Annotated in this window: 18 protein-coding genes; 9 read left to right on the top strand and 9 right to left on the bottom strand. The window is 67.3% G+C overall.

Going from position 1 to position 25,327, the window contains the following annotated elements; all coding sequences use genetic code 11:
• Positions 1–84 precede the first annotated feature (84 nt).
• From AC5P6S_RS03600 to AC5P6S_RS03580, 5 genes are all read right to left on the bottom strand, one after another.
• Positions 85–627 (bottom strand): hypothetical protein, encoded by a 543-nt coding sequence (locus AC5P6S_RS03600; RefSeq protein ID WP_049450563.1) that lies wholly within the window; start codon positions 625–627, stop codon positions 85–87.
• Positions 602–1,222: a hypothetical protein gene (locus tag AC5P6S_RS03595; protein WP_065426815.1), complete on the bottom strand. Its 621-nt coding sequence runs from the start codon at positions 1,220–1,222 to the stop codon at positions 602–604. The genes AC5P6S_RS03600 and AC5P6S_RS03595 overlap by 26 nt, the downstream gene beginning before the upstream one ends.
• A 182-nt stretch (positions 1,223–1,404) precedes the next feature.
• A complete protein-coding gene (gene phbB, locus AC5P6S_RS03590; RefSeq protein ID WP_005414435.1) occupies positions 1,405–2,145 on the bottom strand; it encodes an acetoacetyl-CoA reductase in 741 nt (246 codons plus the stop codon).
• 24 nt (positions 2,146–2,169) lie between these two features.
• Positions 2,170–3,498, bottom strand: a complete 1,329-nt coding sequence (locus tag AC5P6S_RS03585) for a CitMHS family transporter (RefSeq protein WP_012481220.1) — start codon at positions 3,496–3,498, stop codon at positions 2,170–2,172.
• A gap of 74 nt (positions 3,499–3,572) precedes the next feature.
• The gene (locus AC5P6S_RS03580; protein WP_241879936.1) at positions 3,573–4,712 is read right to left on the bottom strand and encodes an OprO/OprP family phosphate-selective porin; all 1,140 of its coding nucleotides are present in this window, start codon (positions 4,710–4,712) and stop codon (positions 3,573–3,575) included.
• A 242-nt stretch (positions 4,713–4,954) separates the two neighbouring features.
• On the opposite strand from AC5P6S_RS03580, the gene AC5P6S_RS03575 reads away from it, so the two are divergent.
• From AC5P6S_RS03575 to AC5P6S_RS03560, 4 genes are read left to right on the top strand one after another with little or no spacing between them, the layout of a single operon-like run.
• Positions 4,955–5,644: a response regulator gene (locus AC5P6S_RS03575; RefSeq protein ID WP_043034043.1), complete on the top strand. Its 690-nt coding sequence runs from the start codon at positions 4,955–4,957 to the stop codon at positions 5,642–5,644.
• Positions 5,637–7,028, top strand: a complete 1,392-nt coding sequence (locus AC5P6S_RS03570; protein WP_012481217.1) for a sensor histidine kinase — start codon at positions 5,637–5,639, stop codon at positions 7,026–7,028. Before AC5P6S_RS03575 ends, AC5P6S_RS03570 begins: the two co-directional genes overlap by 8 nt.
• On the top strand, positions 7,025–8,080 hold the full coding sequence (locus AC5P6S_RS03565; protein WP_012481216.1) for an ABC transporter substrate-binding protein: 1,056 nt from the start codon (positions 7,025–7,027) through the stop codon (positions 8,078–8,080). Before AC5P6S_RS03570 ends, AC5P6S_RS03565 begins: the two co-directional genes overlap by 4 nt.
• Positions 8,081–8,108: 28 nt before the next feature.
• A complete protein-coding gene (locus AC5P6S_RS03560; RefSeq protein ID WP_012481215.1) occupies positions 8,109–8,759 on the top strand; it encodes a response regulator in 651 nt (216 codons plus the stop codon).
• A 637-nt stretch (positions 8,760–9,396) separates the two neighbouring features.
• On the opposite strand, the gene AC5P6S_RS03555 is transcribed toward AC5P6S_RS03560, so the two are convergent.
• Both AC5P6S_RS03555 and AC5P6S_RS03550 read right to left on the bottom strand, forming a co-directional pair.
• Positions 9,397–12,039 carry a hybrid sensor histidine kinase/response regulator gene (locus AC5P6S_RS03555; RefSeq protein ID WP_012481214.1) on the bottom strand — a complete coding sequence of 881 codons (2,643 nt, stop codon included), beginning with the start codon at positions 12,037–12,039 and terminating at the stop codon, positions 9,397–9,399.
• 66 nt (positions 12,040–12,105) lie between these two features.
• Positions 12,106–13,275 (bottom strand): OprO/OprP family phosphate-selective porin, encoded by a 1,170-nt coding sequence (locus AC5P6S_RS03550; RefSeq protein WP_005414426.1) that lies wholly within the window; start codon positions 13,273–13,275, stop codon positions 12,106–12,108.
• A 332-nt stretch (positions 13,276–13,607) separates the two neighbouring features.
• Here AC5P6S_RS03550 and AC5P6S_RS03545 point away from each other — a divergent pair, with 332 nt between their 5' ends.
• A complete protein-coding gene (locus AC5P6S_RS03545) occupies positions 13,608–14,951 on the top strand; it encodes a dicarboxylate/amino acid:cation symporter (protein ID WP_005410972.1) in 1,344 nt (447 codons plus the stop codon).
• A 231-nt stretch (positions 14,952–15,182) separates the two neighbouring features.
• Positions 15,183–17,474 carry an NADP-dependent malic enzyme gene (locus AC5P6S_RS03540; RefSeq protein WP_005410971.1) on the top strand — a complete coding sequence of 764 codons (2,292 nt, stop codon included), beginning with the start codon at positions 15,183–15,185 and terminating at the stop codon, positions 17,472–17,474.
• A gap of 515 nt (positions 17,475–17,989) precedes the next feature.
• On the opposite strand, the gene AC5P6S_RS03535 is transcribed toward AC5P6S_RS03540, so the two are convergent.
• Both AC5P6S_RS03535 and AC5P6S_RS03530 read right to left on the bottom strand, forming a co-directional pair.
• Positions 17,990–18,733 (bottom strand): basic secretory protein-like protein, encoded by a 744-nt coding sequence (locus AC5P6S_RS03535; protein WP_005410969.1) that lies wholly within the window; start codon positions 18,731–18,733, stop codon positions 17,990–17,992.
• Positions 18,730–22,074 (bottom strand): GH92 family glycosyl hydrolase, encoded by a 3,345-nt coding sequence (locus AC5P6S_RS03530; protein ID WP_099561389.1) that lies wholly within the window; start codon positions 22,072–22,074, stop codon positions 18,730–18,732. The genes AC5P6S_RS03535 and AC5P6S_RS03530 overlap by 4 nt, the downstream gene beginning before the upstream one ends.
• A 421-nt stretch (positions 22,075–22,495) precedes the next feature.
• Here AC5P6S_RS03530 and AC5P6S_RS03525 point away from each other — a divergent pair, with 421 nt between their 5' ends.
• The 3 genes from AC5P6S_RS03525 to AC5P6S_RS03515 are packed head-to-tail and all read left to right on the top strand — an operon-like array spanning position 22,496 to position 25,136.
• Positions 22,496–22,693, top strand: a complete 198-nt coding sequence (locus AC5P6S_RS03525) for a zinc-finger domain-containing protein (protein ID WP_005410967.1) — start codon at positions 22,496–22,498, stop codon at positions 22,691–22,693.
• A 15-nt stretch (positions 22,694–22,708) separates the two neighbouring features.
• Positions 22,709–23,824, top strand: coding sequence for a glycosyltransferase (locus tag AC5P6S_RS03520; protein WP_049396210.1), 1,116 nt, complete (start codon positions 22,709–22,711; stop codon positions 23,822–23,824).
• Positions 23,805–25,136, top strand: a complete 1,332-nt coding sequence (locus AC5P6S_RS03515) for an O-antigen ligase family protein (protein ID WP_495204474.1) — start codon at positions 23,805–23,807, stop codon at positions 25,134–25,136. Before AC5P6S_RS03520 ends, AC5P6S_RS03515 begins: the two co-directional genes overlap by 20 nt.
• Positions 25,137–25,327 lie beyond the last annotated feature (191 nt).

The following is a 25,327-nucleotide window of genomic DNA, read 5'->3' as shown; positions in this document are numbered from 1 at the left end:
CTTCTTTACGAAAAACCAACGAACGATGCAGGGCAGTGGTGCGTGCTCTGCAACATGTTCGTCATGGTGGTAGGCCGGTGGGAATCAGAAGCGCTCCCCAGGCCAGCTCAATTTGAGCTGGTCCATGCAGTCACGGTCATGCTCGGAGAATGAGAACCCGATCTGGATGCCGTTCACTACTGTGCCGAACACCGTCGACTCGTCCAGGCTATGCCCTGACGGCACGGAAAGGACATTGAAGTCGGGGTAGCGACGACCCATCTGCTTTCGCGAGATGCAGGCGCCGCTCAGCCGCAGCGTAATGCCTTTGATGATTCGCCCCGACGCGTCGGTGTAGATCTGGCCAGAGGGCCCCTTGATCCTCCCAGCGACCGCGAATGGCGCCAGATCGATGGTGGCGCTGTCGCCCCGGCCCATTCTTGCTTCCGAACGCGAGCCGGCCGGAGCCAGGGGTGATAGCTGCGCGACAAGGTCAGAGCGTGACAGCTGCAAGGACCAGCGCTCCACGAGCCGCCAGGTTGCATCCGCCTCTTCCGCAGTGGCAGCGGACGTGGCTGCTGTTGCAGAACCGGCAACCAACAGGCTCAGGATCAGAAGAAGTTCAGGGACGGGCTGCGATCGCTTCATCGTAGATTCTTCCGTAGAAGTCGTTGTAGTTCTCGCCGGTGGTTGAAGTTACGTTGTTGTCGCAGAACAGCTTACCTACCTGCCGGTCCAGGTCTTCACCGCCGGCATCGGCCTGTGCGATGAGGCCAGGACCGTTGGACGCAGCTACGCCGATGTCGTAGTACCCCAGGCTGGTCACCAGAAGCTCACTGCGCGCGGTGAGGTTGTTGAGTACCGCTTTCCCCTCCATGGTGCAGAAGTGCTGGATGAACGCACCTCGGGTGCTCAAGGCGATACCTTCGAAATACAGTGCGTGTCCCACTTCATGGGCAATGGCTGCGATCCGGAAGTAATAGCCTGCAATGTCGGAGGAATCGCAGTCGAAGGACTGGATGTAGATCCGGATGGGATCGCGATTGGTATAGGACGCGGGAGCCCAGGCGAAGGTCCACTCCGGATGGCCGGTGATCTGCGCGTCGAGCGTGGGCGCGCCTGGGATCAGCCAGTCGGGGCAGCCCAGGCCCGTGATCACCCGCATAGGCGGGGGCTCCGCGCGGGTCGGTGTCGCCAGCAGCGTAGTGGCGACCACGAGAAGCGCAATCAGCAATGCACGCATGCCAACCTCCTTGATCCGCGATTCCAGCCGTTCATCCATCGGGCTCGGCGAGCGCTGGCAGGTATAGCAGCGGTTCTGCCGATGTATCGGGAAGTGCGTCTCAGAAATGCAGAAACAAAAGGGGCCGGATCACCTTCACAACTGAAGGTGATCCGGCCCCCGCGCACTCCGTGGGGGAGGGCTCAACCCATGTACAGACCACCGTTGACCGCGTAGTCGGCACCGGTCACATACGAGGCTTCATCCGACGCCAGCCACGCGCACAGGCCGGCCACTTCCTCGGGGCGGCCCAGGCGGCGCACTGGTACCGAGGCAGCCAGCCGGTCCAGCACATCCGGCGGGAAGCTGCTGATCGCCTGGCTGGCGATGTAGCCCGGCGACAGCGTGTTGACGGTGACCCCGCGCGACGCAACTTCGGCAGCCAGCGCACGGCTGAAGCCATGCATCGCGGCCTTGGCGGTGGCGTAGTTCACCTGGCCGATCTGTCCCTTGTGGGCACTGACCGAACCGATGTTGATGATGCGGCCCCAGCCCCGCGTGGCCATGCCGTCCACCACCTGCTTGGTCAGGTTGAACAGCGCGTTGAGGTTGGAGGCGATCACCGCGTTCCAGTCCTCCACCGTCATCTGCCGGAACAGCAGGTCGCGGCTGCCGCCGGAATTGTTGACCAGTACATCCACCTCGCCGACTTCGGCGCGGACCTTGGCGAACGCCGCGCTGGTCGAGGCCCAGTCCGTCGCGTTGCCTTCGGAGGCGATGAAGTCGAAGCCCTGTTCGCGCTGCTCGCGCAGCCAGTTGGCCTTGCGCGGCGAGTTCGGCGCGCAGCCGGCAACCACGGTGTGGCCGCTGCGGGCCAGGCTCTGGCAGATGGCAGTGCCGACACTGCCCATTCCACTGGTGACGTAAGCGATTCGAAGCGTCATTGCAGAAGGCTCCTTGGCAAAGGGTCAGGCGGCGAGGGGATACAGGCCGAACAGCAGGCTGCCGACCATCAGCAGCATCGAGATGGCGATGGCCCACTTCAGGGTGAACTTCTGGTGGTCGGCGAATTCGACCTTGGCCAGGCCCACCAGCAGGTAGGTGGACGGCACCAGCGGGCTGAGCAGGTGCACCGGCTGGCCGGCCAGCGAGGCGCGTGCCATTTCCACCGGGGTGATGCCGTAGTTGCCAGCGGCCTCGGACAGGATCGGCAGCACGCCGAAGTAGAACGCGTCGTTGGACATGAAGAAGGTGAACGGCATCGACGCCACCGCCGTGATCACCGCCAGGTACGGGCCCCACGATTCCGGAATCACCGCCAGGAAGCTGTGTGACATCGCTTCGACCATGCCGGTGTTGTTGAGGATGCCGGTGAAGATGCCCGCGGCGAAGATCAGCGACACCACCGACAGCACGTTGCCGGCATGGTTGACCACGCGGCGGCGCTGCTCGGCCAGGTTCGGATAGTTGATCACCAGGGCGATGGCGAAGCCGACCATGAACAGCACCGGCATCGGCAGCACGCCGATGATCAGCGCGGTCATCAGTGCCACGGTCAGGGCCAGGTTCACCCACAGCAGCTTCGGGCGCTTGATGTCTTCGGCGTCTTCCACGGTCGGCAGCGGGTTGCTGTCATCGGACACGCTGTTGTCCATCCAGCTGCCGCCCTTGGGCAGGGTGACCACGCCGAGGCGACGGCGTTCCTTCAGGCCCAGGTACCAGGCCAGCAGCAGCACGCCGGCACAGGCGATCACCATCGACGGGATCAGCGGCACGAACACGTCGGCCGGGTCCACGTGCAGCGCTGTGGCCGCGCGTGCGGTCGGGCCGCCCCACGGGGTCAGGTTCATCACGCCGCCGGCGAGGATGGTCACGCACGTCATGTTCAGCGCGTTCATGCCCAGCCGCTGGTACAGCGGCAGCATCGCCGAGACGGTGATCATGTAGGTGGTCGAGCCATCGCCGTCGAGCGAGATCAGCATCGCCAGCACCGCGGTGCCAAGCACGATCTTCATCGGATCGCCCTTGACGAAACGCAGGATCACCCGCACCAGCGGATCGAACAGGCCGGCGTCGATCATCACCCCGAAGTAGAGGATGGCGAACATCAGCATCACGCCGGTCGGCGCGATCTTCTTGATGCCCTCCAGCATCATCTCGTCGATGCCGGCACCGAAGCCACCGATCAGCGCGAACAGGATGGGAATGGTGATCAGGGCGACGAGCGGCGACAGGCGCTTGCTCATGATCAAGTACATGAACGTAATGACCATGCCAAAGCCGAGGATGCTCAGCATCATCTGCGGACTCCTTGCGAAAACAGGACGTGGGGAGTGGAAGGGGCCCGGGCGGAATGCCCGGAATGTCGGGCCTAGAAGTCGTACTGCAGGCGGCCGGTGACCGCGCGCGTGCGGTCCACCGTCACCCCGGCCAGGCGATCACGGTTACGGCTTTCGATCACGTTGAGCATGAAGCGCAGGTTGTCGCGCAGGTACCAGTTGCCACCCAGCGTCCAGGCTTCGGTACTGCCGCGACGCAGGTCCGGCGCACCGTCGAGATGCTGCGCGCCCCACATCTGGTCGTAGCGCAGCGCCACTTCGAAGGCACCGGCCTTGTGCCGGATGTCCTTCACCCGCGCGAATCGACCGGTCTTGCGGTCGTAGGCACGACTTTCGCCGGTGACGAACCAGCTGAGCATGCCGTAGGCCGCCATTACATCGCCGCGCTGCGCGCCGTCGTCGAAGGTTGCGCCACTGAACTCGCCCTGCCACGACAGCGGGCCGCGCACCTGCGCGTATTCCAGCGACCACTTGTTGACGTCGGTATCGCGGCCGGCGGAGAAGTCGACCAGGGTCAGGCGGCTGTTGTCGGACAGATGGCCGGCCGGGCGCGGGCGGATGCGCAGGCCGGGCACGCCGTTGGCGCCGGGGTTGTCGTAGGCCTCGCGGGCCAGCGACAGGCCCAGGTGCAGCACGTCGCCATCGCTGGGCGAGGGCGCCCAGGTGACGCGGCCACCGGCAGCGCGACCCTTCACCTGCCAGGCGTCGATGCTCTCCAGGCTGTAGAGGCTGGCCGCCCAGGTGAAGTCACCGGGGTTGGCCTGCCAGGACGCACCCAGGCGGTACAGCGGCGCCAGCGTGGTGCCGGCGTTGCCGCGCTCCAGGAAGCTGCCGTAGTTGGAGCTGGTACGGTCATCCAGCGAGAAGTACTGCTTGAACTGGCCGACGGTCAGCTTGCCGGCCTTACCGAAGCTGCGTGCCAGGTACACGTCCTTGGCCTCGACGCGGTCGCCGGAGAAATCGGCTTCCAGCTTGTAGTCGACCACGAAGAACTTGCCGGACACGTCAACCCACGCACGGCGGATTTCGGTGTCGTCCTTGTTCGGGGTGCCCCGGTTGTCGTTGTCGAAGGTGGCGAAGTCCAGGTGCAGGCGACCACCGAGGGTGGCGGTGACCGGACGGTCGTCTTCGGCGGCAATGGCCGGCGCCGACAGGGCAGCCAGCGCCATCATGGCGGCAGGGCGCCGCCAGGCAAACGTGAATTCCACAAACCCTCCCAGGTGCGCGCCAGGCGCGCGGCAATCGTGGGCACCGGACGGTGCGCGGCCGCAGTCTGGGTCGGGCAAGCTGTCATCGTCCTGTCAACGGATTGTGCGGTGCAGCGTAAAGCGGCCCGCTGCTGCCTCCGGGCGGGGCCCGGCGAGCGCGGCAGCGGCATGCGGTAGCATTCGTTTCCCCTCCCATCCCCGTGCCCATGCGCCTGCTGCTGGTCGAAGACAACCCGGACCTGGCCGATGCGATCATCCGCCGCATGCGCCGCAGTGGGCATGCCGTGGACTGGCAGGCCGATGGCCTGGCGGCGGCCAGCGTACTGCGCTACCAGAGCTTCGACCTGGTGGTGCTGGATATCGGCCTGCCCAAGCTCGATGGCCTGCGCGTGCTGGCCGGCATGCGCGAGCGCGGCGACAGCACGCCGGTACTGATGTTGACCGCGCGCGATGGCATCGAAGACCGCGTGCAGGCGCTGGATGTCGGCGCCGACGACTACCTGGGCAAACCGTTCGATTTCCGCGAGTTCGAAGCACGCTGCCGCGTGCTGCTGCGGCGTGCGCGTGGCCAGGCCAGCGAAGTGGTGCAGATCGGCGGCTTCCAGTTCGATAACGCCGCGCACCGGGTCAGCCTCAACGGTGAACCGATCGAACTGCCCAACCGCGAATATCGGTTGCTGGAAATCCTGGTCGGGCGCATTGGCCAGGTGGTCGGCAAGGACGAAATCGGCAACGGCCTGTTCGGCTTCGACGACGAAGCCGGTCCGAATGCCATCGAACTGTATGTGGGTCGCCTGAGAAAGAAGCTGGCAGGCGCACCGCTGCGCATCACCACGGTGCGCGGCGTTGGCTACCTGCTGGAAGCCAGTGACGGCAGCGCCGACGCCGATGGCTGACGCGCGTACCGCGAATGCCGCACCGGGCTCGCTGCGGCGCACGCTGCTGGTCTACCTTGGCGCGTTGCTGGCGGTGTTCGCGGTGGCCCTGCTGTTTGCGGCGCGCGGCTATGGCCAGCGCGCCGCCAACCGTTCCTACGATCACCTTCTGGTGTCCTCGGCGTTGTCCATCGCCGATTCGGTGGCCCTGGTCGATGGCCAGTGGCAGGTCGATCTTCCCTATGCCGCGCTGGACCTGCTGGCGATGGCCCCGGAAGACCGTGTGTTCTATCGGGTCGCCGACAGTCGCGGCAACCTGATCACCGGCTACGGCGACCTGCCGGCGCCGCCGCGCCGGCCCGGCACGCAACCGCAGCTGTTTGATGCGGCGTACAGCGGCGAGACCGTGCGCTTCGTGGTGGTCGGCCGCAGTTTCGCCGCCGCGTCGGCGCAGGGCGAGGTGCAGGTGCAGGTCGGCCAGACCCGGCGTGCACGTGAAGCGGTTGCGCAGGACATGGTCAACCGTGCATTGCTGGCGATCGGTGTGCTGTCCGGGCTGCTGCTGGCGCTGGTGGCCTTTGGCGTGCATCGCGCGTTCCGGCCATTGGTGCGGGTGGAACGCGAGCTGTCGCGCCGCGAGCCATCCGACCTGAAGCCGCTGGATGCGCGCGTGCCGCGTGAGATGGACCAGATGGTGGCGGCGTTGAACCGCTTCATGGAACGACTGTCCAGCAGCAACGAGACCTTGCGCGCGTTCATGGCCGAGGCCGCGCACCAGATGCGTACGCCGTTGGCTGCCCTGCGCGCGCAGGCACAGCTGGCGCTGGATGACGACGACCCCGAGGACATGCGGCGCAGCCTGCAGGCGATCGAACGCAATGCCACCCACATGAGTCGGTTGCTGAACCAGCTGCTCAGCGATGCCAGCGTGATCCATCGCTCGCATCTGCAGCGCTTTGCAGCGGTGGACCTGGCCGAGACCGTGCACCAGGCCCTGCATGAAGCACTGCCGCAGGCCGGCCCGGCACCGCGCGTACAACTGGCGATGACCGCCGAGCCGGTACAGGTACATGGCGATGCGCTGCTGTTGCGCGAGGCGATCAAGAACCTGGTCGACAACGCGTTGAAGTACGGTGGTGATGGGCCGTTGCAGATCGCATTGACCGTGGAAGGCGGGCAGGCCGTGCTGACCATCGCCGACCACGGTGCCGGCATTGCCGCCGCCGATGCCGAACGCGTGTTCGAGCGCTTCGCCCGTGGCGAAGGCGCGCCGTCCGGCGGCGCCGGGCTTGGCCTGGCCATCGTCAAGCGCGTGGTCGACAGCCATGGCGGTCGCATCGACCTCAGCAACCGTCCGCAGGGCGGGCTGGTCGCCACCATCCGCCTGCCCCGGAGCACTCCATGATCCGCCTGTTCGCTGCTGCCGTTGCCTTGCTGCTGGCCCTGCCGGTGCTTGCGGCACCGGGCGACGTGCGCCGCTTCCCGGCCCAGGCAAAGGCCACTGCGCAGCTGCGCATCCACGGCACCACCGACATCGAAGTGTTCGCGGTAGTGATTGCCGACTACCAGCGGCTGCACCCCGGCACTGAGGTGGTGTACGAGGACATCATCACCCAGGACCTGTACGCGCGGTACCTGCACGACCGCGGCGGACCGGCATCGCCGGACCTGCTGATCTCCAGCGGCATGGACCTGCAGACCAAGCTGGTCAACGACGGCCACGCGCTGCCGCATCGTTCGGCGCAGACCGCTGCGCTGCCGGCCTGGGCGCAGTGGCGCAACGAGGCCTTCGGCATCAGCTACGAGCCGGTGGTGATGGTCTACAACACCCGCGCACTGCCGGCTGCGAAGGTGCCGCACACGCGTCGGCAACTGCTGGACCGGTTGCGCGCGGAGGGGGCACCGCTGCGCGGCAGGGTCGGTACCTATGACATCGAGCGCAGCAGTGTCGGCTACCTGTTGTCTACCCAGGATGCGCAGCGTGGCAGCATCGCCGGCGCGTTGCTGGGCGCGCTGGGCGACAACGACGTGGTGCGCGAGGAGCGCACCGGCGTGCTGCTGGACAAGGTCGCCAGCGGACAGCTGTCGCTGGTCTACAACGTGCTCGGCTCCTACGCGCAGGCGCGCATCGACGCGGGTGCGCCGCTGGCGATCGTGGAGCCCGAGGACTACACGCTGGTGGTGCTGCGTACCGCGGTGATTCCACGTACCGGCCCACACCCGGAAGAAGCCCGGCGCTTCCTCGACTACCTGTTGTCACCACGTGGCCAGCAGGTGCTGTCGCGCGAGGCACGGCTGATGCCGATCGTGACCGGCAACGCAGGTGGCGACGATGCGCCCGGCCGCAGCCGCCGCCCGATCCAGCTCGGCCCGGGCCTGCTGGTGTACCTGGACGCGCTCAAGCGCCGCCAGTTCCTGGATGCCTGGCGCAGCAGCGTGGAGCCGGCAGGGCGCTGAGGCTCCGGCCTGCCCGTACAATGGCGGCATGAGCGAATACACCATCCTGATCGCCGATGACCACCCGCTGCTGCGTTCGGCGGTGGTGCAGTCATTGCGGCAGAGCCTGCCGCTGGCGCAGGTGCGCGAGGTCGCCAGCGCCGAGGCATTGGCCGAAGCACTCGACGCGTACCCGGACGTGGACCTGGTGCTGCTGGACCTGACCATGCCCGGCGCGCACGGTTTCTCCGCGCTGCTGCACGTGCGCGGCTCGCATCCGGACATCCCGGTGGTGATCCTCTCGTCCAACGACCACCCACGGGTGATCCGCCGTGCCCAGCAGTTCGGCGCGGCCGGCTTCATTCCGAAGTCGGCCCCGGCCGAGACCATCGGCGAGGCCGTGCAGGCGGTGCTCGATGGTGGCCTGTGGTTCCCGGCGATGGCCGCCGAGCGTTCGGAGGCCGATGCACTGCTGGCCAGCCGCCTGGCCCAGCTGACCCCGCAGCAGTTCCGCGTGCTGCTGTGCCTGGCCGATGGCCTGCTCAACAAGCAGATTGCCTATACGCTGGGGTTGGCCGAGAACACGGTGAAGGTGCATGTCACCGCGATCCTGAAGAAGCTCGAATGCCATAGCCGCACGCAGGCAGCGGTGCTGGTGAAGGCGCTGGAGCCTGAGGGCGACGCCGGCATCGGGTTGTAGTTTCCAGCCAACGGCGCAGCCCCTCGTGGGTGGGTTTGGGTTGGTCGCTGAAAGCAGAAGCTGCGAGCGGGCCAGTCGGGTTGGGTGCGCGGGGGACGCCGTGAATCCGCCCCTGGAGGCTTGGCAGCCGCTTGCTCGTGTGCGCTGTCCTGCGCACACGGCAAGACCCGGGTTGGGCGTCCTGCCCAACCCGCCCGAGGCATGCCTCGGGCCCATGCGGCTGACACCCCCGCGCACCCAACCCGACCGACCTCTGACAGATTTCGGTGGCCTGTCACCCACGGAAGAGAAAAGAAGATCAAAAGCAAAGGCAGCCTGGCAGGCCATTTTTCGTAGAGCCGAGCCCACGCTCGGCTGCTTTCCGGCCCGTCCGTGAGGCCGAGCATGGGCTCGGCTCTACACGAGCAAGCGCAGCGCGCGACCCGCTTTTGATCTTTTTTCTTCTCCGAGGGTGGACGCGCACGGAACGTGTCCGTGGCCGGGCAGATGGGCTGCACAGGGGCGTGAGCCGCATGGATGCGGCGACCGAGCTTACAGGGACGTACTTGCAGCGGCCCCTGTGCAGCCCATCTGCCCGGTCCCACCGATGAACTGCTTTGTGCGACCACCCACGAGGGGCTGCGCCATTGGCTGGAAACTACCCGCGATGCCGGATCAACAACTGGCTCATCAACGCCCGCAGCGCCGGCGGCTTCACCGGCTTGGCCATCATTCCCCAACCGCGCTCGCCGGCCATCTCACGCAATCCCGCATCGCGCTCGGCGGTGACCAGCACCACCGGCGGGCGCGCTTGCCACAACTCGGCCAGCGTCTCGTACAGCACCGGCCCGTGGTGATCGCCCATGCGCACATCCAGCAGCACCAGCTCCGGCACCGCGCCTGTTGCCGCCAGCTGCAGCGCCGCCTGCGGGCCGTCGGCCAGCGCCACCTCGCAGCCCCAGCGCTCCAGCAGCGCGCGGCTGGCGGCGCAGACGTGCGGATCGTCGTCGATCACCCACACCCGGCGACCGCGCAGCGGATTGTCCGCGGCCGGTTCCTGCACCAGCACCGGCACAGGAGCAGTAGCGGGAATCGCGCTGGCTTCGCCGAACGGCACGCCCACCGCGAACACGCTGCCCTGGCCCAGCTGCGAGCGCAGGCGGATCGGGTGGCCGAGCAGCCGACCGATGCGGTCGACGATTGCCAGGCCAAGGCCGGCGCCGCGCTGCTGGCCGTCGTGCAGGCGGCGGAACTCCTCGAAGATCTCGCCCTGCAGTGCATCGGGAATGCCGGGGCCTTGGTCGTGAACTTCGATCCACAGCAGGCCTTCGCGGCGACGGCAGCCGAGCAGCACGCGGCCACGTTCGCTGTAGCGCAATGCGTTGGACAGGAAGTTCTGCAGGATGCGGCGCAGCAGCGCTTCATCGCTGACCACCACCGCAGCGGTATCGACCCAGTCGACCACCAGCCCGCGTGACTGCGCGGCGATGCCGAACTCGCGTGCCAGCGTCTGCAGCAAAGGCCCGAGCCGGAACGCCTGTACGCGCGTGGGCAGGCTGCCCGATTCCAGGCGCGCGATATCCAGCAGGCTGTTGAGGATCGCATCCTGCGCGGCCAATGCAGCATCGATGTGGTCGCTGGTCTGTTGCTGCGCCGGGTCACTCAGCTTGCCGCGCAGCACCGAGACGAACATGCGCGCCGCGTTGAGGGGCTGCAGCAGGTCGTGCACGGCCGAGGCAACGAAACGGGTCTTGTAGCGGTTGGCCTGCTCGGCTTCGCGGCGTGCTTCTTCCAGATCATGGGTGCGCTCGGCGATGCGGTGCTCCAGCGCATCGGCCAGCGAGCGCAGTTCGCGCGCGGCGTTCTTGTAGCTGGTGATGTCGGCATAGCTGGTGACGAAGCCGCCGTCAGGCAGCGGATTGCCACGGATCTCCAGCACCGTGCCGTCGTCCTTCTCGCTCTCGCGCATGTGCGGGCGGCCGCTGCGCAGGTGGTTCAGGCGACGCTCGATTGCTTCATCGACCGGGCCCGGACCGAGCAGGCCACGGCGTGCGTTGAAGCGGAACAGTTCCTCGATCGGCCGGCCGACGCGAACCAGGTCCTGTGGGAAACGGAACAGTTCCAGGTAGCGCGAGTTCCACGCGACCAGGCGCAGTTCGCGGTCGATCACCACCACGCCCTGCGGCAGGTGTTCGAGGCTGCGGCTGAGTCCGCTGTCGGCGTCGGTGGCCGCCTGCAGCAGGCCATCCTGTGCGGTGCGCAGTTCCTGTGCGTGCTGCTTGAGCAGGGTTTCCAGTTCGCGGCGGCTGCGCAGGCGATGCTTGGCCAGGCGTCGGCGCTGCTGCACGAACAGCACCAGGAAGCCCAGCGCCAGCCACGCGGCACCGCCGGTGAGGGCGGCCGCGCGACCGGCGGCGGTGGCGGCGCTGGCGTCGTGCAGCAGATGCAGGTTCCAGCCTTCGGCGGGCAGCGGCAGGCTTTGCCACAGCATCGGCTGCGGCAGTGCGGGATCGAGCAGGCGCACCATGCGGCCACCATCGGCAAGCACGTCTTCAGTACGCGCGCGCAATGGCTGCAACGCGCGGTCGGCGTATTGGCGGGCGTCCAGCATTTCGCGGCGCTCATCGGCGCCCAGCGGGCGCAGCAGGCGGTAGCGCCAGCTGTCACGGTTGGCCAGGAACACCACGTCATGGTCGTCGCTGGCCAGCACCACGTCCGGGCTGCTCAACCATTCCTGTTCCAGCGCCGACAGCTCGACCTTGATCACCACCACGCCGAGCCGCTTGCCGTCTTCCTCGATGGCCTGCGACAGGTAGTAGCCGGGTACGCCGGTGGTCATGCCGATGCCGTAGAAGCGGCCGCGGCCCTGCGCCAGTGCCTGCCGGTAGTAGGGGCGGTAGCTGTAGTTCTCGCCGACGTTGCTGGTCGGCTGGTCCCAGTTGCTGGCCGCCACTGCCACCCCGTCGTGGCCGACCAGGGTCAGGGTCGAGGCACGGGTGACTTCATTGGCGCGTTGCAGCTTGAGGTTCAGCCGCTGCTGTTCGGTGGGCGAGGGCGGCACACGCAGGGCGTGCAGCAGATCCGGATCCAGCGCCAGTACCTGCGGCAACGTGCCGAAGCGGTCGATGCGCTGCTGCAGGCCCTGGCCGTACAGCTGCAGCTGGCGTTGCACCTGGCTGCTTTCCTCGCCGAGGGCGCGCCGCCAGGCGTAGTGGCCGGCGGCGACCGCACAAAGCACGGTGCCACCGACCATCACCAGGATGGTCAGCAACAGCATCCGATGGCGGCTGAGCCAGTACATGGCGGCAGTCTACGCAGGGCCGGCGGGCGTGGCGTGCACGCCCGCCGGAATCTGACGTGGAAGGGGTCAGAAGTGCATCTGCGCGCGCAGCTCGAAGATCTCCGGCGTGCTGTGCACACCACGACGGCTGGCGTCGACCTTCACGTAGTTTGCCTGGAACTTGAAGTGGCTGGTCAGGTACCAGTTCGCGCCCAGGGTCAGGTCGTGCTGGCGGCCACCCAGGATGCTGCCATCGTCCAGGTCCATGCGGCTGTAACGGGCCACCAGTTCCACCGCGCCGTAGTCGTGCGCCGGCTTGATGTTGGCCACGGCACCTGCGTTGTACGGGCGCGACTCGCCGGTCAGCACCCAGCTGGCCATCGCGTACTGGCCGCTGCCGGTGTAGTCGGGCTTGCCGTCATGGCGGGTGACCGTGGCGCGCAGGGCTTCGGCCTGCAGCGAGAACGGGCCGCGGATCCAGATGCCTTCCAGGCCGGTGCGGCGGATCTGGTCGGCGGTGACCAGGGCGCCGGAATCGACGTAGCGGATGTCGGTCAGGCCGGCTTCCGGGCGCGCGCGAAGGCGCGCGCTGGCCTCGTGGTGCACGTCACGGCCATCGCTGTAACCGCGCGGATTTTCCTGCGAGTAGGCCAGGCCCAGGTGGATCACGTCACCCGGCGCCTTCACCGGGGTCCACACCGCACGTACTGCCTGGGTGGTGCCGGGGTTGTCACCCTGCAGGTCCTTGCCGCCATAGGCGCCGGCCTGCAGCAGGTACTGCGGGCGCTCCAGCACCCATTCCACGCCGGTGCGGCGGCCTTCGTAGAAGGCCTGCACGGGCAGTGCGGTTTCCAGGAAGCTGCCGGCGCGCGAAGAGGTGTTCGCATCCAGGCCGACCGGGGTCTTCATATAGCCGAAGCGGAAGCGACCGATGTCGCGACCGAAGAAGGCCTTGCTCTCGAAGCGCACGAACACGTCCAGCCAGGTATCGGACTGGAAGTCGTAGTAGACCATCGCGTCGTAGACGCCCTTCTTCTTCAGCGTCGCACCGAACTCCTTGCGGCGCACGGCGTCGTCGTCCTCCAGGCCGCTGCCCGAGGAGAAATCGTTGTAGTCGTAGGCGATGTTGGCGGTAGCGGCCAACTCGGTGCCGTCGCCGAAGGCGTACTTGGTCGGCCAGTTGTCGAAATCGGCAGCCGAAGCGAAGGCGGGAAGCGCGGCCAGCGACAGGGCCAGCAAGGTGGGAATCGGGCGCATGTTGGGTGCGGCTCTCTCAGATTGCGTGTGGACAGGACAACAACGGCCGCAGGGGCCGAAACTTTCGCAATGACGCGCCCGGCCGTTCAGCACGGGCCACCGGCCTCCCCAGGATCGGGCGGTGCGGCGCCAGTGTAGGCATCGCCGCCACCTGAACCGGGGGGCTAGTACCAATAGGTTATCTGCGCCGGCGTGCCCGGCGCGTACAAAGGCGTCCATTGGTCGCACCTCCTGCGCATGCAGCACAGGGCCTGCGATCAGTTTCCACGGTAACGGTTCCCGTGCTGTCCCGGGGCCGTACGTGCCTGAAAACGCCCCTTCCGGAGTCCGCCATGCACATCCCGACCGCAGCCCCGGCGCCTGCAAAGCCGTTGCCGATCTATCGCCAGCTGTATTTCCAGGTGATCGTGGCGATCGTCTTGGGCGCCATCCTCGGCCACTACGAACCGCTGATCGGCGAGAAGATGAAGCCGCTCGGCGATGCCTTCATCAACCTGGTGAAGATGATCATCGCGCCGGTGATCTTCCTCACCATCGTCACCGGCATCGCCAGCATGACCCACCTGCGCACGGTGGGCCGGGTGTTCGCCAAGGCGATGGCGTACTTCCTGTTCTTCTCCACGCTGGCACTGATCGTGGGCATGATCGTGGCGCACGTGGTACAGCCCGGCGCCGGCATGAACATCAACCCGGCCGAGCTGGACCAGACCGCGGTGCACAGCTACGTCGAGAAGTCGCACGACCTGACCCTGGTCGGTTTCCTGATGGACATCATTCCGAAGACGCTGGTGAGCGCCTTCGTCGACGGCAACATCCTGCAGGTGCTGTTCATCGCGGTGCTGTTCGGCATCGCGCTGGCCTCGGTGGGCGAGAAGGGCAAGCCGATCCTGAACTTCCTGGAGGCGCTGGTCGCCCCGGTGTTCAAGCTGGTGCACATCCTGATGAAGGCCGCCCCGATCGGTGCCTTCGGCGCCATCGCCTTCACCATCGGCAAGTACGGCGTCGGTTCGCTGGTCAACCTGGCGTGGCTGGTGGGCTCGTTCTACCTCACCGCGTTCCTGTTCGTGGCAGTGATCCTCGGTGTGGTCTGCCGACTGTGCGGCTTCTCGGTGTTCAAGCTGGCGCGCTACCTGAAGGCCGAGCTGCTGCTGGTGCTGGGCACTTCCTCGTCGGAGTCGGCGCTGCCGTCGCTGATGGAGAAGATGGAACGCGCCGGTTGCAGCAAGTCGGTGGTGGGCCTGGTGGTCCCGACCGGCTACTCGTTCAACCTGGACGGCACCAACATCTACATGACCCTGGCGGCACTGTTCATTGCCCAGGCCACCAACACCGAACTGACCCTGGGCCACCAGATCGCCCTGCTGCTGGTTGCCATGCTCAGCTCCAAGGGTGCGGCCGGCGTCACCGGTGCCGGCTTCATCACCCTGGCCGCCACCCTTGCCGTGGTGCCGGAGGTACCGGTGGCCGGCATGGCGCTGATCCTGGGCGTGGACCGTTTCATGAGCGAATGCCGCTCGCTGACCAACTTCATCGGCAATGCGGTGGCCACCGTGGTGGTTTCGCGCTGGGAAGGCGCGCTGGACCGCAACCGCCTGCAGCTGGCGCTGGATGGCCGCGAAAGCGAGCTGCCGCCGCCGGTGGACGCACTGCCCGAGGCGCTGCCGGCCAAGGGCTGACCCAGGTGTGTGGTACCGCGGGGCCGATCACGACAGTGGTACGGCCCCGCGGCGTTTCAGCGCGTCCCATGGCTGTCATCGGGGGCGCCGATGCTTGGCATCCCGGTACCGTCGCATACGGCACGGAATTGTGCAGTCGCAGCATGCCTGCGACAGGATAGCGACAGGTCCAGACGCTCCAACGGGGGTATCATCCCCTGTCCCTTCTGCCCATTCATGTAACCCACATCGATGTCCAACGAAGATTTCAAACAGGCCGCCCTCGATTACCACCGGATGTCCCCGCCGGGAAAGATCAAGGTTTCCGCTACCAAGCCCATGCTGACCCAGCGCGACCTGTCGCTGGCGTATTCGCCGGGCGTGGCGTACGCCTGTGAAGCGATCAAGGCCGACCCGCAGCAGGCCAGCGAGCTGACCGCCCGCGGCAACCTGGTGGCGGTGATCTCCAACGGCACCGCGGTGCTGGGCCTGGGCAACATCGGCGCGCTGGCCGGCAAGCCGGTGATGGAAGGCAAGGGCGTGCTGTTCCAGAAGTTCGCCGGCATCGATGTGTTCGACATCGAAGTGGATGAAACCGACCCGGACAAGCTGGTCGACATCATCGCCTCGCTGGAGCCGACCTTCGGCGGCATCAACCTGGAAGACATCAAGGCGCCGGAGTGCTTCGTGGTCGAGCGCAAGCTGCGCGAGCGCATGAAGATTCCGGTGTTCCATGACGACCAGCACGGCACGGCGATCATCGTCGGTGCGGCCGTGCTCAACGCCATGGCGATCACCGGCAAGAAGATCGAGGACGTGAAGCTGGCGACCACGGGCATGGGCGCGGCCGGCATTTCCTGCGTGAACATGCTGGTGCAGCTGGGCCTGAAGCCGGAAAACATCCTGGCCTTCGACCGCGAGGGCGTGATCCACACCGGTCGTACCGACCTGGATCCGGAAAAGCAGCGCTATGCGCGCGACACCGACAAGCGCACCCTGGCCGAGATCGTCGACGGCGCGGACATCTTCCTGGGCCTGTCGGCACCGGGCATCCTGACTGCCGACATGGTTAAGACCATGGCGCCGGACCCTGTGATCTTCGCGCTGGCCAACCCGACCCCGGAAATCATGCCGGAGGTGGCGCGCGCCGCGCGTCCGGACGCGATCATCGGCACCGGCCGTTCGGACTACCCGAACCAGGTCAACAACGTGCTGTGCTTCCCGTACCTGTTCCGCGGTGCGCTGGACGTGGGCGCCACCGCGATCAACGAGGAAATGAAGATCGCCTGCGTGCGTGCCATCGCCGCGCTGGCCCGTCGTGCGGCCACCGACATGGGCTCGGCCTACGGTGGCGAGACGCCGAGCTTCGGCCGTGAATACCTGATCCCGCGCCCGTTCGACCGCCGCCTGCTGGTGGAGCTGTCGGCCGCCGTGGCCCAGGCCGCGATGGACTCGGGCGTGGCCTCGCGCCCGATCGAGGACATGGGCGCCTACCGTGACAAGCTGGCCCAGTTCGTCTACCGCACCAGCCTGATGATGAAGCCGGTCTACGACCGCGCGCGCAGCGACAAGCAGCGCGTGGTGTACGCCGAAGGCGAAGAGGAAGTGGTGCTGCAGGCGGTGCAGAACGTGGTCGACGACGGCCTGGCACACCCGATCCTGATCGGCCGCCCGGAAGTGATCGAATCGCGCATCGAACGCCTCGGCCTGCGCCTGAAGATCGGCGAGAACGTTGAAGTCACCAACATCAACGACGACCCGCGCTTCAACGAATACTGGCAGTACTACCACGGCCTGACCGGCCGTCGTGGCGTGACCGTGGCCGCGGCGAAGAACCTGATGCGTTCGCGCCCGACCCTGATCGCGGCGGTGATGGTGGCCCGTGGCGAAGCCGATGCGATGCTGACCGGCATCGTCGGCCGCTTCCACAAGAAGCTGGGCTACGTGCGCAGCGTGCTGCCGCTGGAGCCGAAGGTCACCTCGACCTCTGCGATGACAGGCGTGATCAACCAGCAGGGCGTGTTCTTCTTCGTCGATACCCACGTGCAGGAAGACCCGACCGCCGAGCAGCTGTGCGAAGCGACCCTGCAGGCGGCCTACCGCATGAAGCTGTTCGGCATCGAGCCGAAGGTGGCGCTGCTGTCGCACTCCAACTTCGGCAGCCACGATTCCAAGGACGCGCTGAAGATGCGCCAGGTGCGCGAGCTGCTGCTCAAGCGCAACCCGCGTCTGAACGTGGACGGTGAAATGCAGGGCGACACCGCATGGGATGAAGCGCTGCGCCAGAAGCTGCTGCCGGGCTCGACCCTGCAGGGCCGCGCCAACCTGTTCGTGCTGCCGAACCTGGAAGCGGCCAACATCGCCTACAACCTGGTGCGTGTGTTCACCGACGGCGTGGCGATCGGCCCGATCCTGATGGGCGTGAACAAGCCGGTGCACATCCTGACCACCAGCGCGACCTCGCGCAGGATCCTGAACATGACCGCGATTGCAGCGGTGGATGCGCAGATTCGCAAGCAGCTGGAAGCGGAAAAGAAGGCGTAAGCCTTCTTTTCAGCGACAGCTGCAGAAACGCGCCCCACGGGGCGCGTTTCTGTTTCCGCAAAGCGGAAACGGGTAGTGCCGGCCGCTGGCCGGCAGTGATGTCCGGGCGCACGACGTCAGCCGGCCAGCGGCCGGCTCTACCCCGGTCTGTGCCACACGCGCTACGCAACCCGGTCATGTCCCTGCAACGCCGTTGCGGCTCAATACGTCCACGCGGCCCGGCCGTGGGAAGGGACCGGACCGGCCTTCCCACCCTGGGCCCGACCAACTTTCCATGGGCGAGGGTGTCATGCGCAATCGAGTGACGCGGCGGTACTTCCAGCAGCTGTTCGCGCTGTACGCCGGCTTCGTGCAGTCGCGCTGAGGCGTAGAAGGCAGCGAGGTAGAGTCGACCGTTGGTCGACTATCGCGCGAAGCGCGGGGTTTTCGGGGGCTGTACGAAAGGCAGTCGACTAACAGTCGCCTCTACCCAGCCGGCTCTACCCAGCGGCCGCAATACCCAGTTGATCGCCCAGTCAGCGCCGCTTGCCGCGGCGCGCTGGTGCCGGCGGCGGTGCATCCGAACGCGGCTTGGCGTACTGCGTCCACAGCGCCGGCAGTGCCTTGCCGGTGTGCTTCTGCCACAGCGCCGGCGTATAGCGGCCGTCGCGCAGGGCCTTGTCCAGCGCCAGCACCAGGCCGGGATACTCGGCCTCGGCCCATTTCAGGAACGCACCGGTCACCCGGTAGCCGCTGTCGAAATTCTGCCCCTTCTCGACCTTGCCCGGCAGTACCCAGCCTGCGGCGGCATTGTCCATGCCGTAGCGGTCGCGTGCGTAGTCGGCGATGCCTTCCACCAGCCAGCCCGGCACCCGTGCATCGCCGTAACCTGGATAGCCCTGCACGATGTGCATCGCCTCATGGGTGACCAGATCGATGTCGTTCGGGTGCTGCGCCAACCAGCCTGGGTTGATGGTGATCGTCGCTGCCTGGTCCTTGTCGCCGACGAAGGCGATGCCGGTGTAGGCCGGATCGATCACGATGCGCACCATCGCCGGCGCGGCCGGGTGGAAGTCCGCGCGTTCGCGCAGGTAGGCGAAGAAGAACGTATCGATTACCCGCTTGCGCTGCGGCGCGGCCAGGGCGCCACGGGCGTCCTGGTAGTTCAGCGTCACGCCGTCGCGGGTCAGCTGCGTATCGAACGCCTGGGTCTGGCCGAAACTTGAGAAGGACAGGGCAACAAGGGCCAGAGGCAGAAGACGGTAGCGCATGCCGCTCATTGTACGGTGCCGGCCGCCAGCAGTTCGATCTCCGCCAGTGGCAGCCGTGCCGGTGCCGCCAGGCGCAGGCGGTATTCGCTGTAGCGGCCGGGTCTGGCGATGCGGAACGGACGGGTCTGGCGGGCGGATTCGAAGTCTTCGCCGCTGCGCTGGTCGAGCACGGTCCAGCTGCCGCCGCCGTTGCGCGCCTCCAGCGTCCACTCACCGCCCTGGATGCGGCCGTCGCCGCTGGTGAGCGTGTACATCGTCGGCGTGCCGTCGCTCAGTCCGGTCAGCGCGATGGTTGCGCCGCCGCCCAGGCCCACGGTGGTGCTCGCATCGTCATCGACCAGTGCGGGCAGGGCGCGGCCATCGGCCAGCGTCGCCTTCGCGCCGCTGCCGAGCAGGTCGTGCAGCAGCTGCGGGCGCTGGCCGCGCGCGGTCAACGAGCGCGGCACATCGTCCACGCCGCTGCCCCAGCGCGAGGGACGGGGTCCCATCACGAAGTCGAGGGTCGCGCCCTTGGCGATCAGGTCGTGTGGCACCCAGGTCTTCGTCCACGGCTTGCCGTTGATCTTCAGCGACTGCACGTAGACGTTCTCGCGCGAGTTGTTGGCCGCGTTCACGGTCAGCACCGCGCCACCCTGCAGCTCCACGCGTGCATGCTCGAAGGCCGGCGAGCCGATCACGTACTCCGGGGCGCCCATGCGCAGCGGGTACAGGCCCAGCGAGGCCAGCACGTACCATGCCGAAGTTTCGCCGTTGTCCTCATCGCCCGGATAGCCCTGGCCGATCTCGCTGCCGACGTACAGCCGCGACAGGATTTCGCGCACGTGCTGCTGGGTCTTCCACGGCTGCCCGGCATACAGGTACATCCACGGGATGTGGTGCGCCGGCTGGTTGCTGTGCGCGTACATGCCCATGCGTACGTCGCGCGCTTCGGTCATCTCGTGGATGGTGCCGCCGTAGGAGCCGGCCAGTGCCGGGTCTGCGGTTTCCGGCGTGGCGAAGAAGGTATCCAGCTTCGCCGCCAGCTTGTCGCGGCCACCGTACAGCGCGGCCAAGCCTTCGCCGTCATGGGCGGCAGTGAAGGCGAAGGTCCAGCCGTTGGATTCGGTGTAATCGTGGCCCCACACGCGCGGGTCGTAGTCCTTGGCGTCCACGCGCCAGCGGCCATCGGCCCTGCGGCCCTGGAAGAAGCCGGCGGCAGGGTCGAACATCGTCGCGTAGCTGGCAGCGCGGTGGCGGAAGTAGTCGGCTTCGGTGCTGTAGCGCTCGCGTGCGGCGGGTGCGGTCGCGCGCTTGGCCAGCGCATCGGCCATGTTGGCGATGCCGAAGTCATTGAGTGCGCCTTCCATCGTCCACGACATGCCCTCATGCACGTCGGCGCTGGCGTAGCCCCGGAAGGTCGAACGGTCCATGCCCTTGCGGCCGACATGGCGGTCGGGTGGTACCACGGTCGCGTTCTTCAGCGCGGCGGCGTAGGCCTCGCCCGGATCGAAGCCGCCGACGCCCTTCAGCCACGCATCGGCGAAGGCCACGTCCGAGCTGGTGCCGACCATCAGGTCCGCGTAGCCCGGCGATGACCAGCGCGCGATCCAGCCGCCAGCGCGGTACTGCTCGATGAAACCCTGCACCATCTGCCCGGCATCGTCGGGCGTGAACAGCGCGTAGGCCGGCCAGGTGGTGCGGAAGGTGTCCCAGAAGCCATTGTTGACGAACACCTTGCCATCGCGCACGGCGGCAAAGGTGCGGGTCGCGCTGCCATCGGTGTTGTCATCGCTGGCGCTGGCCTGGTTGGCGTAGCGCCACTCCGGTGCGGCGGTGCTGCCCACGTTTTCATGGCCGGAATTCGGGTACAGGAACAGCCGGTACAGGCTGGAATACAGCGTGGTCTTCTGGTCGTCGCTGGCATCGCCGATGTCGAAGCGGGCCAGGCGTGCGTCCCATGCATCCTGCGCACGGCCGGCCACGCTCTCCAGCGTATCGGTGGCGGCGATTTCCAGCGCCAGGTTGTGTCGTGCCTGCTCCACCGAGATCAGCGAAGTGGCGATGCGCATGGTCACCCGTCGTTCGCTGCCGGCATCGAACTTGATGTAGCCGGTCGGTCGGCCGGTGTCGAGGCGCCCACTGCTGCGCCACGGCTTGTCGAAGCGGGCCACCACGTACATGCGGCTGGCGCCGTTGGACAGGCCGCTGCGCGTGTCGGTGTAGCCGGACAGCGTCTGCGTGGCGGCGTCCAGAGTCAGGCCACCGCGTGCATCGACATTGTCGAACAGCAGGTTGGCGTCGCCGTCCTCCGGGAAGTCAAAGCGGAACAGCGCGGCATGGTCGGTCGGCGCGATCGATGCCGCGACGCCGTTGTCGAAGCGCACGTCGTAGCGGTAAGGGCGGGCGCTTTCATGGCTGCGGTCGAACGACAGGGCACGCTTGCGGCGGTCAGCCTCCGGCACGCCACGACTGGCCGATGGCATCACCTGGAAGGTCTGGCGGTCGCCCATCCACGGGCTGGGTTGGTGGCTCAGCGCAAGCGCCTGCAGCTGAGGACGGTTCTGCGCGTCGTTCTGCTCGTTCCAGCGGTACAGCCAGTTCAGCGCACCGGCATCGGTGACCGGGGTCCAGAAGTTGAACCCGTGCGGCACCGCCGTGGCCGGGAAATTGTTGCCACGCGAGAAGGTGCCGTTGGCCTGGGTACCGCGGGTGGTCAGTACCCAGTCGGAGACGCGCGCTGGCTGCTGCCGTGGCACGGTGTCCAGGCGAACGTCATCAATCCAGCCGGAGACCGGTGCGCCGTCGGCACTGGCCACCTCCAGTTCGATCGCCACCACGCGGCGGCCCTTCAGCGCGGGCACATCGCCCAGCCGCACCGCCTTGCGCGCCCATTGCTGCGGGTACAGCGTCTTCGAGTCGCCCTGCGCGCGGGCGCCGAGGGCCACCCCATGCTGGTCACGCGCAGCGCCGGCCGAAACCCGACTGCCATCGTCCAGCAGCAGGTCCAGAGACACATAGGTCGAAGCCACGGTGTCCTTGCCGACGATCTCCGGCAGCACCAACCACGACAGGGTGGTATCGGCCTCGATGGTCACGTCCGCCTTGAACAGTTCGCGCCGCGCATTGCCACCTCCACTGCTGTAGCGCAGTGCGTGCAGGCCGCTGTAGCCGACATTGCGCTTGGCGGCGTAGGGCGCCGCGGGGCCATTGCCGATCGTGACCTGCAATGCGCCTGCGGCCGGTTCCGGAGCCGGCTGGCCCGGCTCGAACGAGCTCTGCAGTCCCTGTGCCAGCACCGGCATCGCGGTAGTCGCACAGGCCAGGGCCAGGGCGAGCGGAAGCAGGGCGCGGCGTGGATCGGACAGGGTCATGCAGGGGTCTCCCGGAAGGGCTGGCGGCGGGCAGAACCCGCATCGGCGGACACCACGGACAGCATCGCTCCGCCCGCCGCGATGGCAGTGGAAGAGGCGATGCCGGTCCGGTGGGGGCGGGCCATGCGATCGGGTCGGATTGGGATAGGCCGGTTCACGACCTGGCCCGATCCTGCAACAGCCGTGGCAACCTGACAAGTGCCATTTAGTTCGATCCAAATGCGGTAAATATCGTTGTCGGTGGTTTCCCGGGGTGGATCTGCAGGATCGGCCGGGAATTCCCACCGGCACCTCATCCCGAAGTGGCATGCAAGGTCGCAGGGAATCGGCCCGGTACGCGCAAACACCCGTTGCGGCGCAATGTCGGGGCGGCCTGGATGCTAGAATCACAGGCCTCGCAACCCGTTCATCGACATCCGCCATGAGCCATACCGCCACTGCGCCCGCCAACGCCGAGAAGCGCTACACCGTGCACCGCAGCGATCTGCCGCTGAGCTGCCCGACCCCGGAAATGGCGCTGTGGAACTCGCATCCGCGCGTGTACCTGCCGATCGAAGACGAGCCCAATGGCGAAGCGCAGTGCCCGTACTGCGGTTCCGTGTTCGTGCTGGCCGACTAAGCGGCCGCCCCTTCGATGCGCCGATTGACCGTGGTGCAGTTGCTGCCGGCGCTGCACTCCGGCGGCGTCGAGCGCTCGACCCTGGAAATCGCTGCGGCCCTGGTCGCCGCCGGCCATCGCGCGCTGGTGGTTTCCGCCGGTGGCCGCCTGGTGCAGCCGCTGCTCGACAGCGGTGCCGAGCACCTCACCCTGGACATCGGCCGCAAGTCGCTGCTGACCCTGCGCCACTTGCCGACCCTGCGCCGCTTGTTTGCCGAGATTGGTGCGGACATCGTGCATGCCCGCTCGCGGCTGCCGGCCTGGCTGGGTCTGTATGCAATCCGTGCCCTGCCTGCCGCGCAACGCCCGCACTGGGTGACCACCGTGCATGGGCTGAATTCGCCCAGCCGCTACAGCGCGGTGATGACCAGCGGCGAACGCGTGATCTGCGTGTCCAACACCGTGCGCGATTACGTGCAGCGGCACTACCCGACCGTGCCCGAACAGGCATTGCAGGTGATTCCGCGTGGCGTCGATGTGGCCCAGTTCCCGCGCGTGGCGCGTGCCGATCGCCGTCCGCGGATGGCGCTTGCGGCAGAGTACCCATGGCTGGCGCAGGTTGAAGGCCCCTTGCTGCTGTTGCCGGGGCGTGGCACCCGCCTGAAGGGCCACGCACACGCATTGCAGCTGCTGGCGGATGTGCGCGCCGCCGGCGTGCCGGCACAGTTGTGGATGCTGGGCACCGATGAGCCCGGCCGTGAAGCCTACGTGGCCGACCTGCGCCGGCAGGCGGCCGCGCTCGGCGTGGCCGAGGCCGTGCACATCAGCACGCCGACCGCACGCATCGCCCAGGCCTACGCGGCCAGCGACCTGGTACTGCAGCTGTCGGACAAGCCCGAAGCGTTCGGCCGCACCGTGGTCGAGGCGTTGTCGGTGGGCCGGCCGGTGCTGGGTTGGGACCATGGCGGCGTCGGTGAGCTGCTTCGGCAGCTGCAACCCGCAGGTGCCGTGCCGCTCGGCGATGCGCGGGCATTGGGTGAACGTGCGCTGGCCCTGCTGGCCCAGCCCCCGTCCTTGCCGACCCGCATCCCGTTTACCCTGCAGGCCATGCAGCGCGATACCCTCCGCCTCTATGCCGACCTCGCCGGCTGACCCCGCCGTCATCGTGCGCGACGACCGCGCCGGGCGCTGGGCGCCCTGGTGGGTGCTGGCGTACGTGGCGATGTGGCCGTTGCCAGGCATCGCCGAAACCGTGTTGGGCCTGGGCGCGCTGTACGCGGCGGCGCGCATGGTGACGCGACGCCTGCAGCGCCGCCCGCATCTGTTGAGCACGGCGGCCTGGGCACTGACTTCGATCCTGTTCCTTGGTTACTGGCTGCCGCAGGCATTCTCCGCATTCGATGCGATCGATCCGGCGGCCTCGTGGACCAAGGCTGCTGCGGGCCTGCGCTATCTGCCCTTCATGTGGCTGGTGGCGATCGCAGTGGCTACGCCGGAGCGGCGGCGGCAGACCTTCGCGGGGCTGGCACTGATCACCGGCGCATGGACGCTGGATGCGCTGGTGCAGGCGGTGGCCGGCACCAGCCCATGGTTCTGGTCGCTGGAACACCTGAAGCTGGCGGTCAGTGGCCACGCACTGTGCCCGGCCGACGAGGCCGCACTGGCAGATCGCCTCAGTGGCGCACTGGGACCGTGCAACCTGAAGTTCGGCCAGGTGCTGGCCAGCCTGTCGCCGTTCCTGCTGCTGCCCGCCGCGCGGCGCTTTGGCAATACGGGCTGGCTGCTGGCTGCTGCAGCGCTGGGCAGTGTGCTGCTGTTGGCCGGTTCGCGCGCCTCGTGGATCACCTTCGCGCTGGTGCTGGCCTACAGCGGCGTGCGCCAGTTCGGCTGGAAACGGCTGGCCGCGCTGGCGCTGGTGGCGGTGCTCGGCGCCGGTGCGCTGACCGCCAGCGTGCCGCAGCTGCGCGAGCGCTTCGCGCGTACGGCCATGGCCCTGGATGGGGGCGAGCGTGGTGTCGACGAGGCCCTGTCAGGGCGCGCGCGGATCTGGGAAGCCGCCGCCTGCATGATTGAAGAGCACCCGATCAATGGCGTGGGTGCACGTGGTTTCCGCGATGCCTATCCCGCTTGCGTGGCGGAGGAAGGGCCGGCCGTGTGGGGCAATGCCCCGGCGCTTCATGCCCATCAGATCGTGCTGGAAATCCTCGCAGAGACTGGAGTGATTGGTCTGTTGCTGTGGCTGGCGGCGGTGGCCCAGGCCTGGCGCGCATGGCGCTACGCGCCGGCAATGGCCCGCGAACGCGCGCGTCCGGCGATGCTGGCGCTGGCGGTGACCGTGTTCCCGCTGAACACCCATCTGGCGTTCTATTCGGCCTTCTGGGGTGGCCTGACCGTATTGCTGGCCGCGCTGTTCGCCGGCAGCCTGCTGGCGCGCGACGCGGACGACACGCCGACGGCGGTGTGATCGTCCATCCAGCCTGGCGTGGCTCTACTGCGCGTACCGAACGGAGATTGCAGTGGTGGATCCACGCCATGCGTGGATGGAGCTTTCCCGACGCAAACACAGGTAACCCACCCCTACCGGTGTTTCCATGGGTATCGCACGCTCGAGGCATGGCCAAGCCCAAGACTCCGCTACGGTCGATATTCCCGATC

The organism is Stenotrophomonas sp. YJH_SMC_119 (assembly GCF_059368315.1).
Note: the sequence above shows the minus strand (reverse complement) of the source record. Positions and strands in the feature narration are given on the sequence as shown.